This is a genomic window from Amycolatopsis acidicola, from assembly GCF_007713735.2.
Lineage (GTDB): Bacteria > Actinomycetota > Actinomycetes > Mycobacteriales > Pseudonocardiaceae > Amycolatopsis_E > Amycolatopsis_E acidicola.
This window is the reverse complement of record NZ_VMNW02000002.1, coordinates 237,049-256,722: the sequence shown is the minus strand read 5'-3', so window position 1 is coordinate 256,722 and position 19,674 is coordinate 237,049. Positions and strand designations below refer to the sequence as shown.

19 protein-coding genes are annotated in these 19,674 nt (G+C 70.4%); 3 read left to right on the top strand and 16 right to left on the bottom strand.

Features of this window, described 5'->3' with window-relative positions:
- Window positions 1-15 precede the first annotated feature (15 nt).
- From FPZ12_RS02820 to FPZ12_RS02755, 14 genes are all read right to left on the bottom strand, one after another.
- Window positions 16-1,230 (bottom strand): acyltransferase domain-containing protein, encoded by a 1,215-nt coding sequence (locus FPZ12_RS02820; protein WP_243769643.1) that lies wholly within the window; start codon window positions 1,228-1,230, stop codon window positions 16-18.
- On the bottom strand, window positions 1,223-2,212 hold the full coding sequence (locus tag FPZ12_RS02815) for a ketoacyl-ACP synthase III family protein (protein ID WP_144748133.1): 990 nt from the start codon (window positions 2,210-2,212) through the stop codon (window positions 1,223-1,225). Before FPZ12_RS02815 ends, FPZ12_RS02820 begins: the two co-directional genes overlap by 8 nt.
- Window positions 2,202-3,032, bottom strand: coding sequence for an SDR family NAD(P)-dependent oxidoreductase (locus tag FPZ12_RS02810; RefSeq protein WP_166462542.1), 831 nt, complete (start codon window positions 3,030-3,032; stop codon window positions 2,202-2,204). The genes FPZ12_RS02815 and FPZ12_RS02810 overlap by 11 nt, the downstream gene beginning before the upstream one ends.
- 52 nt (window positions 3,033-3,084) lie before the next feature.
- The gene (locus tag FPZ12_RS02805) at window positions 3,085-4,101 is read right to left on the bottom strand and encodes a methyltransferase (protein WP_166462541.1); all 1,017 of its coding nucleotides are present in this window, start codon (window positions 4,099-4,101) and stop codon (window positions 3,085-3,087) included.
- Window positions 4,098-5,120: a methyltransferase gene (locus FPZ12_RS02800; RefSeq protein ID WP_144748130.1), complete on the bottom strand. Its 1,023-nt coding sequence runs from the start codon at window positions 5,118-5,120 to the stop codon at window positions 4,098-4,100. Before FPZ12_RS02800 ends, FPZ12_RS02805 begins: the two co-directional genes overlap by 4 nt.
- Before the next feature lie 31 nt (window positions 5,121-5,151).
- Entirely contained in the window at window positions 5,152-7,050 is a 1,899-nt protein-coding gene (locus tag FPZ12_RS02795) for a KedN5 family methylcobalamin-dependent radical SAM C-methyltransferase (RefSeq protein WP_144748129.1), read from the bottom strand.
- 96 nt (window positions 7,051-7,146) lie between these two features.
- A complete protein-coding gene (locus FPZ12_RS02790) occupies window positions 7,147-8,253 on the bottom strand; it encodes a class I SAM-dependent methyltransferase (protein ID WP_144748128.1) in 1,107 nt (368 codons plus the stop codon).
- Complete coding sequence (locus FPZ12_RS02785; RefSeq protein WP_144748127.1) at window positions 8,246-9,100, bottom strand: SDR family oxidoreductase; 855 nt, start codon at window positions 9,098-9,100, stop codon at window positions 8,246-8,248. Before FPZ12_RS02785 ends, FPZ12_RS02790 begins: the two co-directional genes overlap by 8 nt.
- 122 nt (window positions 9,101-9,222) lie before the next feature.
- On the bottom strand, window positions 9,223-10,098 hold the full coding sequence (locus tag FPZ12_RS02780; RefSeq protein WP_144748126.1) for an ABC transporter permease: 876 nt from the start codon (window positions 10,096-10,098) through the stop codon (window positions 9,223-9,225).
- Window positions 10,095-11,075, bottom strand: a complete 981-nt coding sequence (locus FPZ12_RS02775) for an ABC transporter ATP-binding protein (protein WP_144748125.1) — start codon at window positions 11,073-11,075, stop codon at window positions 10,095-10,097. Before FPZ12_RS02775 ends, FPZ12_RS02780 begins: the two co-directional genes overlap by 4 nt.
- Window positions 11,076-11,156: 81 nt before the next feature.
- Window positions 11,157-12,212: a long-chain fatty acid--CoA ligase gene (locus tag FPZ12_RS02770; RefSeq protein WP_144748124.1), complete on the bottom strand. Its 1,056-nt coding sequence runs from the start codon at window positions 12,210-12,212 to the stop codon at window positions 11,157-11,159.
- On the bottom strand, window positions 12,200-13,150 hold the full coding sequence (locus FPZ12_RS02765; RefSeq protein ID WP_144748123.1) for an acyltransferase domain-containing protein: 951 nt from the start codon (window positions 13,148-13,150) through the stop codon (window positions 12,200-12,202). Before FPZ12_RS02765 ends, FPZ12_RS02770 begins: the two co-directional genes overlap by 13 nt.
- Window positions 13,128-13,733, bottom strand: coding sequence for a cysteine hydrolase family protein (locus FPZ12_RS02760; protein ID WP_208025709.1), 606 nt, complete (start codon window positions 13,731-13,733; stop codon window positions 13,128-13,130). The genes FPZ12_RS02765 and FPZ12_RS02760 overlap by 23 nt, the downstream gene beginning before the upstream one ends.
- Window positions 13,715-14,758: an isocitrate/isopropylmalate family dehydrogenase gene (locus FPZ12_RS02755; RefSeq protein ID WP_144748122.1), complete on the bottom strand. Its 1,044-nt coding sequence runs from the start codon at window positions 14,756-14,758 to the stop codon at window positions 13,715-13,717. The genes FPZ12_RS02760 and FPZ12_RS02755 overlap by 19 nt, the downstream gene beginning before the upstream one ends.
- Window positions 14,759-14,924: 166 nt before the next feature.
- On the opposite strand from FPZ12_RS02755, the gene FPZ12_RS02750 reads away from it, so the two are divergent.
- On the top strand, window positions 14,925-15,620 hold the full coding sequence (locus FPZ12_RS02750) for a TetR/AcrR family transcriptional regulator (protein ID WP_144748121.1): 696 nt from the start codon (window positions 14,925-14,927) through the stop codon (window positions 15,618-15,620).
- Window positions 15,621-15,795: 175 nt separating this feature from the next.
- On the opposite strand, the gene FPZ12_RS02745 is transcribed toward FPZ12_RS02750, so the two are convergent.
- A complete protein-coding gene (locus tag FPZ12_RS02745; RefSeq protein WP_166462540.1) occupies window positions 15,796-16,557 on the bottom strand; it encodes an AfsR/SARP family transcriptional regulator in 762 nt (253 codons plus the stop codon).
- A 291-nt stretch (window positions 16,558-16,848) separates the two neighbouring features.
- Between FPZ12_RS02745 and FPZ12_RS02740 the strand changes: the two genes are divergently transcribed.
- The gene (locus FPZ12_RS02740; protein ID WP_144748119.1) at window positions 16,849-17,142 is read left to right on the top strand and encodes a helix-turn-helix domain-containing protein; all 294 of its coding nucleotides are present in this window, start codon (window positions 16,849-16,851) and stop codon (window positions 17,140-17,142) included.
- A gap of 103 nt (window positions 17,143-17,245) precedes the next feature.
- Here FPZ12_RS02740 and FPZ12_RS02735 read toward each other — a convergent pair whose 3' ends face one another.
- On the bottom strand, window positions 17,246-18,373 hold the full coding sequence (locus tag FPZ12_RS02735) for an AraC family transcriptional regulator (RefSeq protein ID WP_208025708.1): 1,128 nt from the start codon (window positions 18,371-18,373) through the stop codon (window positions 17,246-17,248).
- Between the two features lie 162 nt (window positions 18,374-18,535).
- Between FPZ12_RS02735 and FPZ12_RS02730 the strand changes: the two genes are divergently transcribed.
- Window positions 18,536-19,663: an NDMA-dependent alcohol dehydrogenase gene (locus FPZ12_RS02730; protein WP_144748117.1), complete on the top strand. Its 1,128-nt coding sequence runs from the start codon at window positions 18,536-18,538 to the stop codon at window positions 19,661-19,663.
- Window positions 19,664-19,674: the final 11 nt, after the last annotated feature.

Here is a 19,674-nt window from a genome sequence, read left to right as displayed (position 1 = left end):
GTGCCCGGGCAGCCGTCATCGGTCGATCGCCGTCAGGTCGAGTTCGTGGCCCTCCAGCCAGAGCGCGGCCGCCGCGCGCAGCACGGCGCCCCGGTCGTCGCCGGGCGCCGCGGGCAGCAGCGCCGTGACCGCACTGGCCCCGGAGCGGACCTTCGGATGCCGCCGCGCGAGGGCGGCCAGGCTTTCCGACGGACCCGCATCCACCAGCAGGTGGTCCTGGTCGGCCAGCAGGGCGTCGAGGGCGGGGCCGAACAGCACCGGCTGCGCGGGCTGGTCCGCCCAGAACGCCGGATCGGTCGCCGTACCGGGGGAGAGCCGCCCGCCGGTGTAGCCCGAGTAGAGCGGAATCCCGGGCGCCCGCAAGGAAAGGCTGGCCAGTGCGTCCTTCGAACCGGTCAGCGCGGGGGCGATCACGGGGCTGTGGAAAGCGGTCGTGGCCTTGGCCCGGCGGCATCCGTAACCGGCCGCGCGCAGGGCTGCTTCGGCCTCACGCAGCGGGCCGTCGAGCCCGGCCAGCATCAGTTGCCGCCGGGCGTTGACCGCGCCGACCACGACGTCCCGCAGGAACGGGCGGACTTCGTCGGGATCGGCCGCGACGGCGAGCATCCCGCCGGCGGGCTGTCCCGTCAGCCGGCCGATCCGGTCGCGCATCATCGTGACCGCGTCGGCGACACCGAACACCCCGGCCATGGTCGCCGCGGCGACCTCGCCGACGCTGTGGCCGAGCAGCGCCGCTGGACGCACGCCCCAGCCGCACACCATGCGGCCCAGCGCCCGGTCGACCGCGAACAGCAACGGCTGCGCCCGCCGAAGGTCGTCCGGGTCGATCCGCGGCCGCGAGGAGAGCCAGTCGTCCCGGATCGCGGTTCCCTCCGCGCCGAACAGCTCGAAGACCTCGTCCATGGCGGCGGTGAACACGGGATCTCGCTGGTACAGGCGTGTGCCCATCAGAGCGTGCTGGGCGCCTTGCCCGGGGAACAGGAGCGCGACCGGCCGCTCCCGCCCACGCACCGGCTTCGCCACGTCGAGCCGGGCCAAGGCGTCCTCGCGGTCACTCGCCAGCAGCGCGCCTCGGACCGGACCGGGGCGGCCGGGGCTGCGCCATTTGTCCACGGCGTCACCGAACTCGGGTGGGCCCTCGTGGGTCAGCCATTCACGTAGGGATTCCTTGCTGTGTAGCCAGTCTCGTTCGTCCATTCCGGACCAGGTCAGCAATCTCGGCTCACGCACCAGCCACCTCCGCGTACTCCGGCGTGCTCACAACCTCGACGACGGCGCAGGACCAGGTGAACCCGGCCCCGACGCCCGCGAGCAGACAACGCTGCCCCGGCCGCAGCAGGCCGGCGCTCGCGAGGTGGTCGAGCCCCGCGAGCTGGTCCCCGGCACCGAGATGCCCGACGCCCCGCCCCCAGGGCCAGGTCGTCCGCTCGACGTCGATCGCGAACGGCCGCAGGAAGGTCTGCACCAGGCGGCGCCGGCCGAAATGCGGGAGCACGAACCAGTCGATCTCCGCGAGGGTGACCTCGGCCTCGGCCAGCGCGCGCTTCACGGCCGCGTGCTGGCGACCGGCCACGCGCGCGACCGTGCCGGAGATGTCGGACCCGGCAAGGAAAGCGCGTTTGCAGGCATCGAGGTCGACCCGCCCGCGCACCGAGAACGGGGCGACGCCGAACGGGTCGTCCCCCCGGTGCATCGCCTCGAGACCCGGGTCCGATTCGGTCACCAGACACCGCAACCGGGCGAACCCGCCGCCCCGGGCCAGCACCAGCGCGGCGCCGCCGTCCGCGTACACGGTGCCGGGATCGCTGCGCCACCGGTCGAAACCCGGCGGGCAGAACCGGTCGGCCGCGGTCACCAGCACCGCCGTGCCCTCGCCGAGGAGATGGGTGGCGGCGAGCCCGAGCGCCGCCATCCCGCCGTTGGACAGCTGCCGGACCTCGACGGCCGGGCAGTCGGGCAGCCCGGTGCGCCGCAGGATGAACGACGCCGGCGCCCACAGATCGTGCCCCTGGTAGTAGACATCCGCGTGCAGCAGCAGATCCACGCCGACGGCGGCGTCCATTCTGGACAGTGCCTGGCCCGCCGCGAGCGCCGCCATCTCCGGCGCCGACTCACCCTGGGAGACCGTCACCGACGTGATGCCACCTGCCGACGGTTCGGCGGGCGGCAGCCACCGGCCGGTGGCCGCGACGAAGACGTCCTCAAACCGCATCCGGTTTTCCCTGCGGCGGCCGCACGGGTCGCTTCTGCGGCAGGCCGGCCAGCTCGATCCCGCCGTCCACCGACAGCACCTGCCCGGTGACGTACGCGCTGCCGGGCTCGGCCAGCCGGGTGATCCACGCGGCCACCTCCTCGGGCTCGCCGGGCCTGCCCGCGACCGTCGCCTGCGCGAAGATCTCCTGCGACATCCGCGCGTCCGCCACGCTGAACCCGGCCCGCACCGCGGCATCGGTCCGGGTCACCCCGGGCGCCACCGCGTTGACCCGGATGCCCTTGGCACCCAGCTCCACCGCCCAGGCGCGGGTGAACGCCTCGCCGCCCGCCTTCGACGCCGCGTAGACCGAGGAGCCCAGCGGCGGCGGCCGGTGGCCCTCGACGCTGGTGACGAACACGATCGCGGCGCCGGGGGTGCGGAACCGGGGGAGCAGCTTGTCGGTCAGCATCAGCGGGCCGAGCAGGTTGGTGCCCAGCACGGTCATCACGTCTCCCATGTCGACCCGCCCGAGGTGGGTCTTCTTGGTGATGCCCGCGTTGTGCACCAGGACGTCGAGCACGCCGGGACCGGCGTCCACGGCCGCCGCCACGGCGTCCGCACCGTCCGAAGTGGACACGTCGGCGATCACCGGGACCAGCCGGGGATGCAGGGTGGCGGTCTCCTTCAGCCGCGCCTCGTCCCGCCCGGTGATGAACACCGTCTCGGCGCCCTGGTCGGCGAACAGGAGCGCGGCGGCCCGGCCGATCCCGGAGCTGCCCCCGGTGACCACGACGTGCTTTTTCGCGAAAGGTACTGGGGTGAAAGGGGATTCCGTCATGACCGGAGCATGCCAGCGGCACATAGAACGGCGAGCGAGTCGGCGGCGAGCATCAGCGGGGCACGCATTCGAGCACCGTCCATTCGCCCGCGACCGGCTCGTTGGCGAGGGCGAACCCGGCCGAGGACAGCAGCCGGTCCCATTCGTGGCGGGCCCGTTCCCGGCCGCCCCAGACGGTGAGCATGTCGATGTCCAGCAGCTTCGCGCGGTCCCACGTGTCGAGTCCGGCCACCACCTGTTCGAGCAGGAACAGCACGCCGCCGGTGTCGCCCATCGCCGCCCGTACCTGGCGGAGGATCCTGGCCGCGTCCTCGTCGTACCAGTCGTGCAGCACCATGTTCAGCACGTACGCGTCGCAGCCGGGCGGCAGCGGGCCGGTCAGGAAGTCGCCGCCCACCACGGTCACCCGGTCCGCCAGGCCGTTCGCGGCGATCGTCGAAGTGGCCGGGTCCACCATGGCCTGCCGCTCGAACAGCACGCCCGCGCAGGACGGATACCGCTCGAGCAGCAGGGACAGGAAGATCCCCTTGCCGCCGCCGATATCCGCGACCCGCGAGAACCGGCCGAAGTCGATCCGGTCGAGATAGCGCTTTCCGAGCCGCCGGTTGATCGCCTCCATCGCGTCGTCGAGAATCCCGGTGGAGTCCGCGTTGCTTTCCAGATAAGGCCAGATCGGCATCCCGAAAACGTGGTCGAACGCCGTTTTCCCGGTGCGCACCGTGTGGTCGAGCGCGCCCAATGCACGGTAGAAGAACTCTGAACCGTCCATGACCACGGCGTCTCGCGCGCTGTCCGTGACATCGGTGCGGAGCCCTTCCGCCAAGGGGGACAAGGCGAACGTCTCCGTGCGCACCTCGGTGAACACGCCGACGCAGGCGGCGCACCGCAGCACGCGATACAGCGAGGGCGCGTCGGCCCCGGCCGCGGAAGCCAGCTCTGCCACCGTTTTCGGGCCGCCGGTGAGCAGGTCGGCGATGTTCAGCCCGGCCAGCACGTGGATCGCCCTCGCGATCCGGTCCGCGTTCGCCAGTACGGTCAGCACGTCGCGGGGCGAGGCGATCTCGTTCACGCGGTCTTCTCCGCGATCAGCACGCTGTCGTTGCCCACCGGGAGCCGCCGGGCTTCGCGGAACCGGAACCCGGCGCTTTCGGCCCAGTCCCGGCATTCCGGCACGGTGTATTCGGAGCCGCCGGGCGTGATCAGCCCGACGTTCAGGCTGCCGAGCAGGCTCTGCAGATCGGGGTCGTGCTCGTCGAGCATCTGGTCGTAGACGACGAGCAGGCTGCCCGGCCGCGCCGCCTCGAACACCCGCTTGATGATTTCGCGTCGCCGCGGCACCGGCCAGTCGTGCAGCACGTGCCCGATGATGTAGACGTCGGCCGCGGGGATCGGGTCGGTGAAGAAGTCGCCGGGGTGGAACGTGACGCGCCCGGTGGTGCCGAACCGGTCCATCAGCTCGTCGAAGTATGGTCGTACCAGGGGAAAGTCGAACACCGCGCCGTGCAGGTGCGAGTGCGTCTGCGCCAGGATCCCGGCCACCTGCCCGCGTGAGCCGCCGACGTCCACAAAGGATTCGTACTTCGCCCAGTCGAGGCATTCGTCCAGCTGTGGCGCCACGATGGCGTTGCTGGCTTCCATGTGCGCGAGGAAAACGCGGGTGCGCTCCGGGTCGGCGTAGAGGCGCTCGTAGGCTTTCGCGTCCGCCTCGATGTCGGCCTTCGGCTGCCCGTCGCGCAGCGCGTCGGTGAGCGACAGCCAGGTCCGGTAGTGCAGCTCGCCCCCGATCCGGATCCGCCCGCCCACGTAACCGGAACCGCCGGGCACGAGGAACTTCTTCGCCACCTCGCTGCTGGCGTACCGGCCGTTGTCCTTGTCCAGCAACCCGAACACGACGAGCGCGTCGAGGAAGTCGCGGACCAGCCGCGGATTGAGCCCGAGCGCCGAGCAGATCTCCGCCGGCCCGGCCGGCTCGTCCTGCACCGCCTCGAACAGCCCGATCTCCACGGCGCTGTGCAGGATCCGGGCGGCGGCGTAGGCCGTGCCGAGGCGGAGGATCGAAGGCGCGTCGTCCACTTTGTCCAGAATCATCTCATCTCGCTCCTGTCCGAACGGAAAACCGTCAGCACGGGCCGGCCACCGGGTCGACGCGGAGTGGCTCCGCGGTGTAGTGCGCGGCGGTCTCGTGGTTGTCCATGTGCTCGTAGAACCCCGCCTTCGCGCGGAACTCGTACCAGACCTCCTCGCGCGCCGGGGGCTCGTCGCGGTTCCATTCGCCGCGCTTGAGCAGCTGGCCCATGTCGTGGGTGAAGCGCACCGGCCCGGTCCGGTAGGGCAGCTCGGCCGACGCGCCGTCGGCCCGCCAGCCGGGCGGGAGCCCGCCGCGCGGGTCGGCGTAGACCGGGCGCGTCCAGTGCTCGTAGGTGTACAGCTCTTCGGCGAAGGGACGCCACTGGACAGGGAAGCGGGGGACCACCTCGGCCCGCCACCACGCTTCGACCTCCTGCTCCAGCCGGGGCCTGCTGTAGAGCGCCCGCAGCGAGCCCGCCACCGCGGGCGACTCGGCGATCACCGGGATCGCGGCGCAGAACTCCTGGGCCAGCGGCTCCGAAGAGGACTCGAACCAGCGCATCAGGCTCGTGATCAGCCCGGACTGGGTGAACCCGGCGAGCGCGACGGCCGGGCGCCAGCAATGCCGGAGGAACTGGTTCTCGCCGAGTACCCGCGCCCACAGCACGAACCGTTGCATCTCGATGTGCTCGTTCAGGTCCGCGCTGCGGTTCGCCAGCACGTACTCGAAATCGTCGTGCTCGCCGCGCAGCGTGACGAACCCGTGCACCTCCCGGTGCTCGGTGTAGGACGTGTTCGGCAGCAGCAGGAGCGGGTAGACCGCGATCCGGGACACCTTGCCCGCGAGCCGGTCGTAACCCTCCAAAAAGGACTCCCGTGTCTCGCCCGGCGCGCCCCAGATCAGCTCCGCGTAACAGTCGAGCCCTTCGTCGGACAGCCAGGTCACCAGGTCCTCCCACTGGTTGACCTTCATGTTGCGGCGCTTCATCCCGGTGAGCGCCTCGTCGGAAAGTGTCTGCAGCGCCAGGGTGAACGAGCTTTTGAAGCCGTGCCGCTGCAGTTGGGTGACGATCCGGTGGAACCGCGCGGACTTGTTCTTCGCCCAGCTGGTTTCCAGCGCGCGCGGGAATCCGCGGCGTTCCCGCGTCTTGATGAGGTCCTCGACGAACTCCTCGTCGGCTTCCAGCAGGCCGAAGTTGGCGTCGCAGAGCACCAGGGCCGGTACCTCGTGGAAGGCGAAGAAGTCCAGCTCCTCGGCGAGCCGCTCCCGCGAGAACGAGCGCACCCGCTGGCCGACCGCGCCACCCCAGTAACAGAAGGAACACTTGTACGGGCAGCCGCGGTTGGTCTCCATCAGCGCGACGTCGTAGCGGAACCTGCCGTCGGGGCCGGTCATGGCGATGGCACCGGTGAGGAACGGGGACGGGATGAGGTCCAGGTCTTCGATCCGCGCGGCGTCCTCGGTGGTGTGCACTTCGTGGTCCCTGCGGTAGGACAGGCCCGGGACCGCCGCCGGATCACCCTCGCCGGGGTGCTCCAGCAGATACCGGACGAGGTCGCGGAAGGTGTTCTCGCCCTCGCCGTTGACCACGAAGTCCACGTGCGGCATCTCCCGGAGCACCCGCGCGCCCTGGTTCGCCACGTGGTTCCCGCCGAACACCACGACCCCGCCCGGGTTCAGCTGCTTGAACGTCTCGGCCAGCGCGCCGAAGTTGCGGTAGTTCCAGCCCAGCACGGAAAAGGCGAGCACGTCGGGCCGCCCGCCGGCGAACAGGCCGCGCGCCATTTCGGTGAGCGGCACGCCGCCGCGGAAGTTGTGGATCGTGGCCGTCACCGCGCCCGCGAGGCCGGGATCCGAGTCCAGCACGGCCTTGAGGTAGCCGGCCGCGAGCGGCATCGACTCCAGCGGCATGTCCCAGGCGCCTTGCTGTACGAGACCGATGGTCAGCATCGTCGGTTTTCCTTTCCCCACGCCGGGAAGCGAGGGCTGAGGGGAATACTCGGCGGCGCGCCTAGACCAATGGTGGAGATCCGGTAGACGCGGGGCTCACCGGTCGCCGAGCAGCTCGCGCAGCCAGGCCGGGAAGCCCTCTTCGCCGTTCGTGCCCTTCTCCAGGAAGACGAGGTTGTGGTACACGTGCAGCCCGGTGATGGACTCCTGAACTGGTTGCGGGGCAACGGTTTCCCCGTGCTCGCGGAAATGCAGGCCGTCCACGAGCTGCTGGACCAGGCCCACCGCGGTGTGCGGCTCGCCGGTGGCGCCGCCGAACTCGGGCAGGTACGAGGTCTGCAGGTCCTCGATCACGTAGATCCCGTCGTCGCGCAGAAACGGGAGCAGCGCGTGGAAACTGGTCCGGATGTCCTCGGCGACGTGGCTGCCGTCGTCGATGATGACGTCGAACGGCCCGTACCGTTCGCCGATCGCGGTCAGCTCGCCCGCCACCCGCTGATCGGCCACCAGCGTGGTCAGCCGCGGCTGGTCCAGGACGGATTTGTCGAACAGGTCGACGCCGAACACGAGACCACGGTGAAAATAGCGCTTCCACATCTTCAGCGACGCCCCGCCCGGTTCGTGGTCCTCGCCGCCGATCCCGATCTCCAGCACCCGCACGGCCTGGTCCCGGAACCGGGCGAAATGGCGTTCGTAGTGCGGGACGTACCAGTGGAGGCTGGCCCACTTGTCCGAGCCGTACCGCGCGGCGAGGCTGCCCAGATCCACGGCGTGACTGCCGCAGCCGGCCAGCAAAGTGTTGGTGGCCAAGGAAGTGGGCCGCATGAGGTCCAGCTGCGAGACCCCGGACGGCAGGAACGCGTTGCGGAAGTCACCGGCGCGCCGGTGCCCGGTGGGGCCGAACAGCCGCCGGACGAGGTCGGCCGCCGTGAACTCCAGCACCATCTGGACATCCGGGCTGCCGGTCTCGCGGATCGGTTCGTCGCGCGCCAGCCGGAGCACGGTCCGGCAGCGCTGTGCCCCGTGCGTGACGTCCAGCGCGATCGCGACCGGGACGGTGTTTTCCGATGGCGGACAGCGAAAGAGAATCTCGCCGACGAGTGTCTCGGCGACCTTGTCGAGCCCGAGCTCGGCCACGAGCGCGGCGACGGCGTCATCCGGCGCGGGTCCGGCGGCGATCAGCCGCTCGATCAGCTCAGCCACGGCTGCCTGCCGGGGCCAGGCGCCGCGCGAGGAAGCCGTCGATGACGCGGGTGGGCAGCAGCGCGATGGTGAGCCCGCGCAGCCGCGCGTCCCAGCCGACCCGATGACGGGCCGGTGGGCGGCGCAGCGTCAGCAGCCGGACGATGGCCTCGGCCACTGACTCCGGAGACCGGCCCGCGCTCCGCCCGCGGTCGGCGACCGCCGCGACCCCGGCCAGGAAGTCCTGATAGGACGGATGACTCGGCCAGGCGCGCTCACCGGGGTTTTCGGTGATCCGGTCCCACAGCCGGGTCTTCACGGTGCCGGGCTGCACCGCCACCACGGTGACTCCCTGCGCGCCGACCTCCCGGCGCAGCGCCACGCCGATCGCCTCGAATGCCGCCTTCGACGCCGCGTACGGCCCGACGATCGGGAGCGTGAACTTCGCCGCGTCGGAGCCGATGTTCACGATCCGGCCGCCTGCCTTGCGCAGCAAGGGAAGCGTGGCCTGGATGACCGCGATCTGGCCGAGCACGTTGACCTCGAACAGGTACCGCAGATCGTCCAGGCAGACGTGTTCGACGGGCGCGAGCCCGAACACGCCCGCGTTGTTCACGAGCACGTCCAGGCCCGCGTCGCCGGTCTCCGCTTCGAGCCGTTTGCGGACCGCGTCGATGTCGTCCTGTTCGCAGATGTCCAGCCGGACCGGCGTGATCGTGCCGCCCGCGCCGTTGAGCCGGAGCCGGTCCGGTTCCGACCGCACCCCGGCGTACACCCGCATCCCGCGCCGGGCCAGTGCCAGCGCGATGCTTTCGCCGATGCCCTGTGACGCCCCGGTGACCAGGGCCGTCCGGCCTGCCAACTCCACAGCGGCTGCTCCTTCGCCCGACGCCGGCGCCGTCCGTCCACTGTGGAGGCGGCGCCGGGAACTCGGGAGTCAGTACACGCCAGGCGGATCGAAGGCCGATCTAGCCGCGACAGACGGCGGGCTCACATCCCGGAGGGCCGCGGCTTGTGGATGAACCGGATGCCGATCGCGGTGAACACGAGCCCCAGCACGGCGACGATGGTCAGCTGGAGCCCGATGGGAACCGGCCAGCTGCCCCAGGAGATCCCGGGGTCCAGCGCGCGCAGCGGCCCCGCCTCGGCCGGGTCGAGCGCGCCCAGCACGGCCTGGCGCATCGGGTCCACGGCGTAGGTGACCGGGTTGACCGCCGTCACCACGGCGAGCCAGGAAGGCAGGCCGTGCAAGGGAAAGAAGGCGCCGGAGACGAACAGCAGCGGCTGGATCAGCATCTGCACCAGCGTCACGAACGACTGCGCCCTGGTCATCCTGGCGGCCAGCATGACGGCGAACGCGGTGACCGCGAAGGAAAGCAGGATCATCTCGCCCAGCAGCGTCAGCATCAGCGTGGCCGAGTACGGCACCCCGCACAGCCCGGCCAGCAGCATCATGATGATGCCCTGCGCGACCGCGATCGACATCCCGCCGAGGATCTTGCCCGCGATGATGGTGCCGCGGCGCACCGGCGCGACCAGCACCTCGCGCAGGAAGCCGATCTCCCGGTCGAACACCAGCGAGCCCGCGGTGATCACCGCGCTGGTCACCACCGTCATCGCGAGCACGCCGGGGTAGATGAACGTGCGGTAGTCCACGCCGAGGCCGGACGTGACGGTGGCCAGCCCGGTGCCGAGGATCAGCAGGTACAGCGCGGGCTGCAGGAACAGCGAGGCGATCCGGGTGCGGTCGATGAGGTAGCGCGCGATGTCGCGCTCCCACACGATCTTGACGGCGGCCACCTCGTGCCGCAGCCTGCGGACCGGCAACCCGGCGGCGGGCGGCCAGGTCTGGGTGGCGGTGGTCATCGGGGTCCTCCCATCATCATGCGCAGCGCGGCGCCTCGGGCGTCGGGCGCGTCGGCGTCCCGGATGGTGCGGCCGGTGTAGCTCAGGAACACGTCGTCCAAGGTCGGGCGGGTGACCCGCACCGAATGGATCCCGACGCCGAGCCCCTCGAACAGCCGCGGCACGAACTGCTCCCCGTCCGCCACCGCGAAGGTGAGCGCCCCGTCGTGCATCCCGGCCTCGATGCCGAACCGCTCCCGCAGCTGCGCGCGGGCCAGTTCGTCGTCGTCCGTGGTGATCTGCATCCGGTCCTCCGCGACGCTCGCGCGCAGCTTGTCCGGGGTGTCCACGATGACGATCTCGCCGTGGTCGATGATCGCGATCCGGTCGCAGATGTGCGCCTCCTCCAGATAGTGCGTGGTGAGGAAGACGGTCACGCCCTGCTCGCGGCGGAGCCGGTCGACGTGCTCCCAGACCGCGGCCCGCGACTGCGGGTCGAGCCCGGCGGTCGGCTCGTCGAGGAAGAGCACCTTGGGGGAGTGCAGCAGCGCCCTGGCCACTTCGAGCCGGCGCTTCATGCCGCCGGAGAACCGGCCGACGATGTCGCGGCGGCGCTCCCACAGCCCGGCCATCCGCAGCGCCGCTTCGATCCGTTCGGCTCGCTGCGCGCGGGGGACGGCGTACAGCTCGGCGTGCAGGCGGAGGTTGCGCGCGGCGGAGAGGTAGCCGTCGAGCGCGGAGTCCTGGAACACGAGCCCGATCGCGAGCCGGACCCGGTCCGGGTCGGTGACCACGTCGTTCCCCGCGACGGTGGCGGAGCCCGACGTCGGCTCGGCGAGCGTGCACAGCATGTTGATCGTGGTGGTCTTGCCGGCGCCGTTCGGGCCGAGGAAACCGAAGATCTCCCCCTGCTCGACCTCGAGATCGACGTCGCGCACTGCGTCGGTGGCACCGAACTTCTTGGACAGGCCCCTGGCTCGGATCGCGGGCTCGGGCATCCGTCCGCTCCTCTCGTTGAGCCGATAACAGTAATAGGACGGTACCAGAAACAGTATCCGTCTACTACTGGTACGGTACTTTCAGTACAGGGTTTCGGGCGCCCCGCTGGTGTCCTGGAGCGGGCGGACGTCGGCGACCCCGTCGCACGGCCAGTCCGGGCCGGTGTCGTACCTGCTCGCCTGATCGCGCTCGAGCACGTTGGGCAGGAAGAGGTCCTCGTGCAGCACGGTCAGCAGCACCCGGCCGACCGCGCCGTAGCCGACCGTCCGCCGCCAGTCGGCCTTGCTGGTGACGGTCATCGTGATCTGCGGATAGTTCGGGATGTAGGGCAGCACCGAGCCGTCCGGCGGCGCGGGCAGGCCCGCGGCGACGCCGAGCGTGTTCCCGTAGGTGCGCCCGACGATCCCGTCGAGCAGCGCCGCGCGGAAGGATACGTACATGGCCGGGGTGATCTGCGTGCCCGCCACGCGGATGCCCCGCAGCGAACCGGCCAGATCCGGCTCGGCACGCAGGAAAGCGCGGAACAGCGCCGGGGTCGTGCTCAGGTAGTCGATCCGCCGGTGCCCGACGAGGTCCGCGATCTGGCCGACGAGATGCGCGGTGTAGGCGTCGGCCTCGGCCAGGCGGCCTTGGCGCACCAGGCGTTTGACCCACCTCGGGTCGAAGTCGATCGCGTACACGCGGGCGCCGTAGCCGACCAGTTCGGTGGCGCCGTGCCCGACGATGTGCGGCCCGGCCGGGGTCGCCTGCAGCCACACCCTGCCGCGCTCGAACCCCTCCGACCGGAACGACCAGTGCCGCCAGATTCCCCGCTGCCGCAGCATTTTCCCGGTGTAGAAGATCCGGCACGGCGGCCCCGTCGTGCCGCCCGAATCGAACACGCACCCGTGCAGCGGCGCGGATCCGGACGCCGGCACGAGGGACGCGGGATCGATCGTGCGGAGGTCCTCCAGCGGGAACGGGCCGAACTCGGCCAGCTCCGCGTAGCGGGTCACGTCCCTCGGGTCGAACGGGAGCCCGGCCGCGCGCCCCAGCCAGTACGGGCTCCCGCCCTCGGGGTCGAAATGCCGTGCCACCACCCGGCGTGTCCAGTCGTCGAGGTCCTGTTGCAGCAACGGGGCGATCAGGGCGTCCACGAGGTTCTCCCGAACTCGTGGAGCGCCTCGAAGGCCTCCGCGAGATGCTCCCGGTTCTCGACCTGGACGACCTCGTGCGCCACGCCGCCGGTGTAGAGGTCCGCCGCGGCGGGGCCGAGCAGGAAGGACAGCTCGACGTCCTGCTCGCCGAGGCGGCCGAGCATCCGCGGCAGGCTGACCGGATCCGTCTGGTTCCGCAGGACCATCTCGCGCACCTGGTCCGCGGTCTCGTACCGGATGGGCTCCATGCCGCCGTACAGCGGGATTTCCGGGGCGTGGAAGTCCATCGCCGCGATCCGCGGTTCGAGGAGCTCGCGCACGTGCGCCCGCAAGGGGGAGTGGAAGGCGACGAAACTTTCCGGCGGCAGCTGGAGTTTCTCCTCGTCCGCCACCTGCGCGGCGAGCTTCCGCAAGGCGTCCTGCCGTCCGGACAGCTGCACGAGCCGCGTCGCCCCGCCGTGCACGGGCCCGATCTCGACGGCCACCCAGACCCCGTCCGGGAACCCGCCCGCGAACTCCTCCGGGTCCACGCCGGGTGGCACGAAGAGCGTCGCCATCCCTTGGGGCGGACCGGACACCAGCGGCGCCTCGCGCAATCGCGCGAGCAGTTCGAACAGCTCCCGGCGGGACACGGCACCGGCGATCGCGGCCGCGGTGAGCGCCCCGACGCTCATGCCCGCCACCGCGTCCGGCCGGATTCCCTTTTCCGCCAGCACATCGCAGAGCCCGAGGACCACCGCCGACCGTCGGATCGCGCCGACCTCCCGGTACTCCGTCAGCGGATCCGGCCCCCACGAAAGCAGCCTGTCCACCGGCGCGCCCGTCCACGCCGACGCCTGCCGGTACACCTCGCGCACGGCGGGGCAGTGCTCGTGGAGATCCGTGCCGAGCCCGGGCCGGTCGTGCAGCCCGCCGTCAACGAGATACGCCAGCGTCATGATCCTGTTCCTCCCGGTGGGCCCACCCGCCGGTGCGGGCGAGCTCCTCGCCCGTCGTGATCCGCGCGCCGTAGAGCACCGCCATGAACCGCAGGACGGCGCCCGGATCGAGATGCAGGCTGGTGGTGCAGTCGGCCGGCACGGTGATGTGGTAGCCGCGCTGGAACGCCGTCCGCGCGGTCGTGTCGACGCAGACGTCGCTGAACAGCCCGGCCAGCACCAGGGTGTGCACGCCGAGCGTCGCCAGGTACTCCCCGAACCCGGCGGCCAGGAAGGCGTCGAACTTCGCGTACTTGGTGAACACGCGCTCGCCCGGTGCCGGGCGCACCGAATGGAACCGGGCGCCCGCGGTGTCCTCGCGGCAGCGGGTTCTCTTGCCCAGCAACCGGTTCCGCGCACGCCAGCTCGGCCCCTGGTACCGCTCGTCGCCGAGGAACCGGACGAAGATCACCTCGACGCCCGCTTTTCTCGCCGCCGCAACGGTTTTCCCGGTCTGCTCGGCCACCCCCGGCACGCCTTCGCAGAAGTCGTTCTGCAGATCGACGACCACCAGCGCGGCGCCGCTCAGCCCAGCTGCTCGCACAGTGCGTTCACCACCGACGTCGTGGTGCCGCGGCCGCCCATGTCCGCGGTCATCAGGCCCTGTTCGGTCAGCCGCCCGAGCGCCTGCTCGACCCGTTCCTCGGCGCCGGCGCAGCCCGCGTGGCGCTCCATGATCGCGGCCGCGGCACGCACCGTCGCGGTCGGGTTGACCATGTCCTTGCCTTCGAGATCGTCCGCGGAGCCGTGCACGGTCTGGAACTCCACGAGCCGGGACAACCCGGGATGCAGGTAGACGTTGCGCGTGAACCGGGTCTCCTGGCGGCCGAGACCCAGCCAGTCCAGCAGCACCACGTGCATGATGTCGGCCCATTCGTTGCCGCCGATCACGAGCAGCCGCCCGGACAGGCCGCCCGCGAGGAAATTCCGGTTCGCGGTGTCCGGCTGGCACAGCTCGATCGCGACGCCGTACCGCCGCGAAATGTCGTTCACCCAGTTGCTGAGCGCGCCGTCGAAGAGGTGGAACTTGTACGGCATGAGCACCCGGTCGGGCGGTTCGTCGCCCCAGTGCAGGCGCGCCTGGCCGAGGGCGAAGGACACGATCTTCTCGGTGGTTTCCTTGCTGAACCGGAAAGTCCGGCTCACCGCGTCGTCCTCGTGCGTGTTGGTGCCGGTGTAGAAACCCTGGGACTGGTCGCGCACCAGCAGCAGCGACACCGGCCCGGAGTCGAGCGCGTCCATTTTGACCGCGTGCAGCCGTTCCCGCACGAGGTAGAGGGACTGCGCGTTGATCGCGGTGCGGAAGATCGCCGTGACGCCGCGGGCCGCCTGCGCGCGGCAGAACGCCTCGTAGTGTCCGGCGTCCTCGGCGGTCGCGGCCTTGATCCTGCCGACGTCGAGCTCCGGCAGGAGGGAATGGTAGGTGTCGTAGGTCCGGGGTGATCTCGTGATCACCGGCTTCCTGGCGTAAATGTCCCCGAGCCTGGCGGTGATCCGCTCGAACGTGGCCGCCAGCTCGGCGCCGGTGCCCCGGCCCACCGCCATGCCGATCTCGATCTTCTCGGTCATTTTCCCCTCATCGCTGGTCCGAAGAAGCCCCCGGCACGGCCGGGCGGCCGTCCGTGGCAGGAGCGAACCAACCCGGGTTCGACGGGGGATGCAGGCCGGATCGACCCGGTCGAATGGTGGACCAGTACCAGAGGTGATACCGACCTAAGTGTAGTACGGTACTTGTATGAGCAGCAACCCGGACAGCGGCGACCGGCCGCGGGAAGAAACCGTGGCGACCCGGCACGAGCGGCGCCGCAGGCAGACCAGGGACAAGATCGCGCAGACCGCGCTGACCTTGTTCAGCGAGCGCGGCTACGAAGCCGTGACCATCGCCGAGATCGCCGAGACGGCGGATGTCGCGAAGCAGACGGTGGTCAACCACTTCCCGGCCAAGGAGGACCTCCTGCTGGCCTGGCACCGCCCGGTCGAGGCCGACGTGATCGACCTGATCGACCAGCTGCCGCTGAGCACCTCGCTGCCCGCGTTCCTCAAGGAGGAGCTGCCGCGCATGTTCGCCGGCGTGCCCGCGGCGCCCGAGGGCGGCGGTGATCCGCGCGCGGAGGCCGATCCGCGGATCGCGAACGTCGGCGCCATCATCATGAACAGTCCTGCCCTGCAGGACGCGTTGCGCCGCCGCGGCGGGCGCTACCAGGAGGAGCTGGCGGCCATCCTGGCGGACCGGGTCCCGGCGCACCTCGGCGTCGTCGGGGCGCGCGCGGTCGCGGCCTTCGTGCTGACCACCGTCACCGCCATGGTCGAGGAGGCGGGCAGGCTGATGGCGGCGGGCCAGTCGGGCGAGCAGGTCGCCGAAGCGCTGACCGGCACCGTCGGCCGGGCGCTGGACATCCTGGAGACCGGGATCGGCGGCTCCGCCGGGTAACCGGCCGGGAGCGCGGGATGGGAGAGGATGCGGGCCCGTCCCATCCCGGCCTGCCGGCGGAACCACCCGCACCCCGGTCCCGTACCAGAACCAGTACCGGACCAGTACTGGTACGGAAACAGTCGCCGGATGGCGAATCGCTCGTGCATTCGGAAAATCCCGGCCCCGGTGGGCCCTACTGGAAAACCAGCGTCTGCTGATCGGCGACCAGTACCTGGTAATGCAGCCGCTGCAAGGCCTGTGACGGGTCAAGGCCGAGTTGCGTTTCCATGCCATTCCGGAGATCGGCGTAGACCCCGAGAGCCTCGCCCCGCCGGCCGCACCGGCTGAGCGCGATCATGAGCTGGGCGCTGAGCCACTCGTTGAGCGGATCCCCGGCCACGAGCGAGCGGATCTCGGAGATGAGCTCCCGGTGCCGGCCCAGCCGCATGTCGGCGGTGATCCGGAGTTCCCTGGCTCGTCTTCGCTCCTCTTCGAGGAAGGTGGCGTACGCGCTCAGCGTCAGCCCGAGCGGGACGTTGCCCAGCGCCGGGCCCTGCCACATGCCCAGGGCTTCCCGCAGCGTGACGGCCGCGTCCTCGGGACGGCCGGCGTCGAGCAGCTGCCGCCCCTTGGTGACCAGATCGCAGAAAACGTTGGCGTCGATCGCCTCCGCGGGCAGGCGCAGCAGGTAACCGGGAATCCGGGTCACCAGCAGCTCCGCGCCCGGCGCCCCGAGTCGTTTCACGAAGATCTTCCGCAGGTGGTAGATGTAGGTCCGGGCGGTGGCCACCGAGGTCTTCGGCGGCTCGTTCCCCCAGATTTCGCTGATGATCGTGTCGACGCTCGCGATCCGGTTGACCAGAAGCGCCAGCAGTGCCAGTACCGTCCTTTCCTTCGGCGGATCCGGGGTGAAGCAGGACTTGTCGTCGATCTCGACCTGAAATGCGCCTAGCATGAATACCCTCATGAACGGACACCCCATATTTCGCTGACCGAGCCGGACTGCCTTCGGATTCGCACACAGTGGCGAAGGGCCTGGATCGTCGTTGTCCCAGCGGGTTTCCCATTCGCTCTACCGTCGCTCGTGATCCCCTCAGTCTGCCCACGACGAGGAGATGAGACATCCGGGGTGGCACGGATTTTTCCCGGGTGTACGTCAGGTATCGCGCTACGCCGCGCGTTTACTCTGTACGTACCAGTCAGGCTGATCCACGGGGGGCCGGATGTGTACGGTGAGTAAGCCAAGATGACCTCGACTCGCAGCCACAGTCACGTAATTCCCAGGCACCGCCACCATCCCTTCGCCGGTTTCACCCGGCGCGAAGTGGACGTCCTCATTCTGGTGGCGATGGATTGTGCCAATACCGAGATCGCGGGCCAGCTCGGGATCAGCGTCCGTACCGTGGAGAGTCACGTGCGCAGCATGTTACGGAAGGCCGGCCGCAAGAGCCGGGCCGGGCTGGTCGCGCACTGTTATGCGTCGGGAATACTGCAGCACGGAGTGTGGCCACCCCAATGGGCGGACGTGTTGTCGTATTAGTCCTTTTTATGACCAATTCCGGGGCTGGCTCGCCGACGGGTGGACGCACCGTCCTGAGTGGACACTTCGGCGAGCGGACTGTCCACAGTGGTCTGATCGCCCGTCAGCGGCCGGCCGCCGGGGACCCGGCCTGCCAACGACGCCGCGCCCGGGCGAGACTCGACCACTCCTGGTACCCCAAACGCCGCGCGATCTCGTACTTCGGCACGGCCGGGTCGCGGAGCAGGTTCTCCGCGACGCTCCGCCGCACCTCGGCGAGGACCGCGCGGAACGTCGTGCCCTCGTGTTCGAGATGCCGCCGCAGCGTGCGCGGCGCGTAGTGCAGGCGCTCGGCGATCTCCTCGAGCGTGAGATCCAGCGAGCTCTGGTCGAGCAGAAACGCGCGGACCCTGGCCGCGACGCCGGTGCGGTGCAGGCGTTCGGCGCGGATCCGTTCGCACTGGGCGGCCATCAGCTGCGCGGTGTGCGGATTCGCCATCGGCGGGATCTGGTCGAGATAGGCCTCGTCGAAGACGATCTCGGTGCGTGGCCGGGACGCGGACACCGGAACCCGGAAGTAGTTCCAGTACACCGGCGGGCGCCGGGCCTCGTCGATGCCGAAGGTGAGCCGCACCTCGCGCAGCGGAACCCGGTGCGGGTGCGGGAAGATCTCGCGCTGGATCTGCACGGTGGCCGCGACGTCGCGCTCGATGACGAACCGCCGCACGTCGGCGGGGATGTCGTCGGCCTCCATCGCCAGGACATAGTGCCCGTGGTCGCCGACATGAGCGGCCATCGTCGAGAAGGCGAAGGTCAGCAGCGCGTACTGCAGCCCTTTCTCGGTGACCTCCCGCACCGACGCGCAGGATGCCAGGAGATAACCGAAGTAGCCGTACGCGGTGAGGTGGTAGAGCCGTCCGAGTTCGACGCCGAGCCCCGGCCGGTCGCCGAACGTGGTGACCAGGTTGCGGATCACCGCGATCTCCTGCTGCGCCTCGATGAGCGCGTGCGGGTCGGCCAGGGTGCCCGGGTCGATGTGGGAGCCGCGAAGCAGCGCCGCGGCGTCGGCTCCGTGTCGCGCGGCCCAATCGACGATGATCGAGACACCCACCATCGTGCGCGGATGGTCCCAGGAATCGGTGATGGCGGCGATCACCCGGTTCGACCTGCCCGTCGCCGGCGAGCTGTCCAAGACGCCGGCGCCGGGATCCATCTGGCCAGTTTCGCCGACCCGCGCGAAGGCGTCAATCATCACCGATCCTGGCAGGTCGCGGTGATTTCCGGACGGGGGGAGCGGGCGGCGCGACTGGCCGGAACGGCCGGGTTGTGGCCGCGATTGCGCTAGGTGCGCCTTGCCCGGTGCTCTTACGTTGGACGAGATCCCTTACCTGTCCAGCGAAGTGCAGGAGGCGGCATGAAGGTGAAGGCAGCGATTCTCGAGGAGATCGGCGCGCCGTGGCGGATCTCCGAGGTCGAGCTCGGCGACCCGGTGGCCGGGGAGGTCCAGGTCCGGCTGGCCGCGTCCGGACTCTGCCATTCGGACGCGCACATCCAGTCCGGCGCGAGCCCGCTGCCGTTCCTGCCGGTGGTCGGAGGGCACGAAGGCGCGGGCGTGGTCACGAAGGTCGGGCCCGGCGTGCGCGGCATCGAGGAAGGCGACCACGTGGTGCTGGCCTTCATCCCCGCCTGCGGCACCTGCCCGGCGTGCGCGTCGGGGCTGCAGAACCTCTGTGACGAGGGCGCGGGTCTGCTGACCGGGCAGGCGATCGCGGACAAGAGCTTCCGCGTCACCCAGGACGGCAGGCCGGTCATCCAGATGTGCCTGCTCGGCACTTTTTCGCCCTACGTCACGGTGAACCAGGCGTCGGTGGTCAAGATCGAGCGGGACGTGCCGCTGGACAAGGCCGCCCTGCTCGGCTGCGGGGTGTCGACCGGCTGGGGCTCCGCGACCGAGATCGGCGGGACGCGGCCGGGGGACACCGTCGTGGTGATGGGCGTCGGCGGGGTCGGGATCAACGCCGTCCAGGGCGCTGCGTTCGCGGGCGCCCGGTTCGTCGTCGCCATCGATCCCGTGGAGTTCAAGCGCAAGAAGGCACTCGCGCTCGGCGCCACGCACGCGTACTCCTCGGTGGAAGAGGCCGCGGCCGAGCTGCCGGAGCTCACCTGGGGCAAGCTCGCGAACACCGTGATCATCACCGTCGGCGAGATCAAGGGCGAGCACATCCAGCAGGCGCTGAGCCTGACCGCGAAGGGCGGCCAGGTGGTGGTCACGGGCATGGGCGACTTCCGCGATCTGACCGTGGACCTCAACCTGTTCGAGCTGACGCTGCTGCAAAAACGGGTCCAGGGCGCGGTTTTCGGCGGGGTGGGGCCGCGCACCCAGATTCCGAAGCTGCTCGACCTCTACCGCTCGGGCCTGCTGAAGCTGGACGAGCTGGTCACCACGACGTACCGGCTCGAAGACCTCAACCAGGGCTACCAGGACATGGCCGACGGCAGGAATCTGCGCGGCGTCGTCGTGTACTCCGAGGCGGACTACTGAGCGGGGAGGTC

Bases quoted from the DNA above. Each gene is read 5' to 3' on its own strand.
- FPZ12_RS02815 (WP_144748133.1), bottom strand. From the start codon at position 2,212: ATGCGGTTTGAGGACGTCTTCGTCGCGGCCACCGGCCGGTGGCTGCCG.
- FPZ12_RS02810 (WP_166462542.1), bottom strand. From the start codon at position 3,032: ATGACGGAATCCCCTTTCACCCCAGTACCTTTCGCGAAAAAGCACGTC.
- FPZ12_RS02800 (WP_144748130.1), bottom strand. From the start codon at position 5,120: ATGATTCTGGACAAAGTGGACGACGCGCCTTCGATCCTCCGCCTCGGC.
- FPZ12_RS02795 (WP_144748129.1), bottom strand. From the start codon at position 7,050: ATGCTGACCATCGGTCTCGTACAGCAAGGCGCCTGGGACATGCCGCTG.
- FPZ12_RS02780 (WP_144748126.1), bottom strand. From the start codon at position 10,098: ATGACCACCGCCACCCAGACCTGGCCGCCCGCCGCCGGGTTGCCGGTC.
- FPZ12_RS02775 (WP_144748125.1), bottom strand. From the start codon at position 11,075: ATGCCCGAGCCCGCGATCCGAGCCAGGGGCCTGTCCAAGAAGTTCGGT.
- FPZ12_RS02765 (WP_144748123.1), bottom strand. From the start codon at position 13,150: ATGACGCTGGCGTATCTCGTTGACGGCGGGCTGCACGACCGGCCCGGG.
- FPZ12_RS02755 (WP_144748122.1), bottom strand. From the start codon at position 14,758: ATGACCGAGAAGATCGAGATCGGCATGGCGGTGGGCCGGGGCACCGGC.
- FPZ12_RS02750 (WP_144748121.1), top strand. From the start codon at position 14,925: ATGAGCAGCAACCCGGACAGCGGCGACCGGCCGCGGGAAGAAACCGTG.
- FPZ12_RS02745 (WP_166462540.1), bottom strand. From the start codon at position 16,557: ATGCTAGGCGCATTTCAGGTCGAGATCGACGACAAGTCCTGCTTCACC.
- FPZ12_RS02740 (WP_144748119.1), top strand. From the start codon at position 16,849: ATGACCTCGACTCGCAGCCACAGTCACGTAATTCCCAGGCACCGCCAC.
- FPZ12_RS02735 (WP_208025708.1), bottom strand. From the start codon at position 18,373: ATGATTGACGCCTTCGCGCGGGTCGGCGAAACTGGCCAGATGGATCCC.
- FPZ12_RS02730 (WP_144748117.1), top strand. From the start codon at position 18,536: ATGAAGGTGAAGGCAGCGATTCTCGAGGAGATCGGCGCGCCGTGGCGG.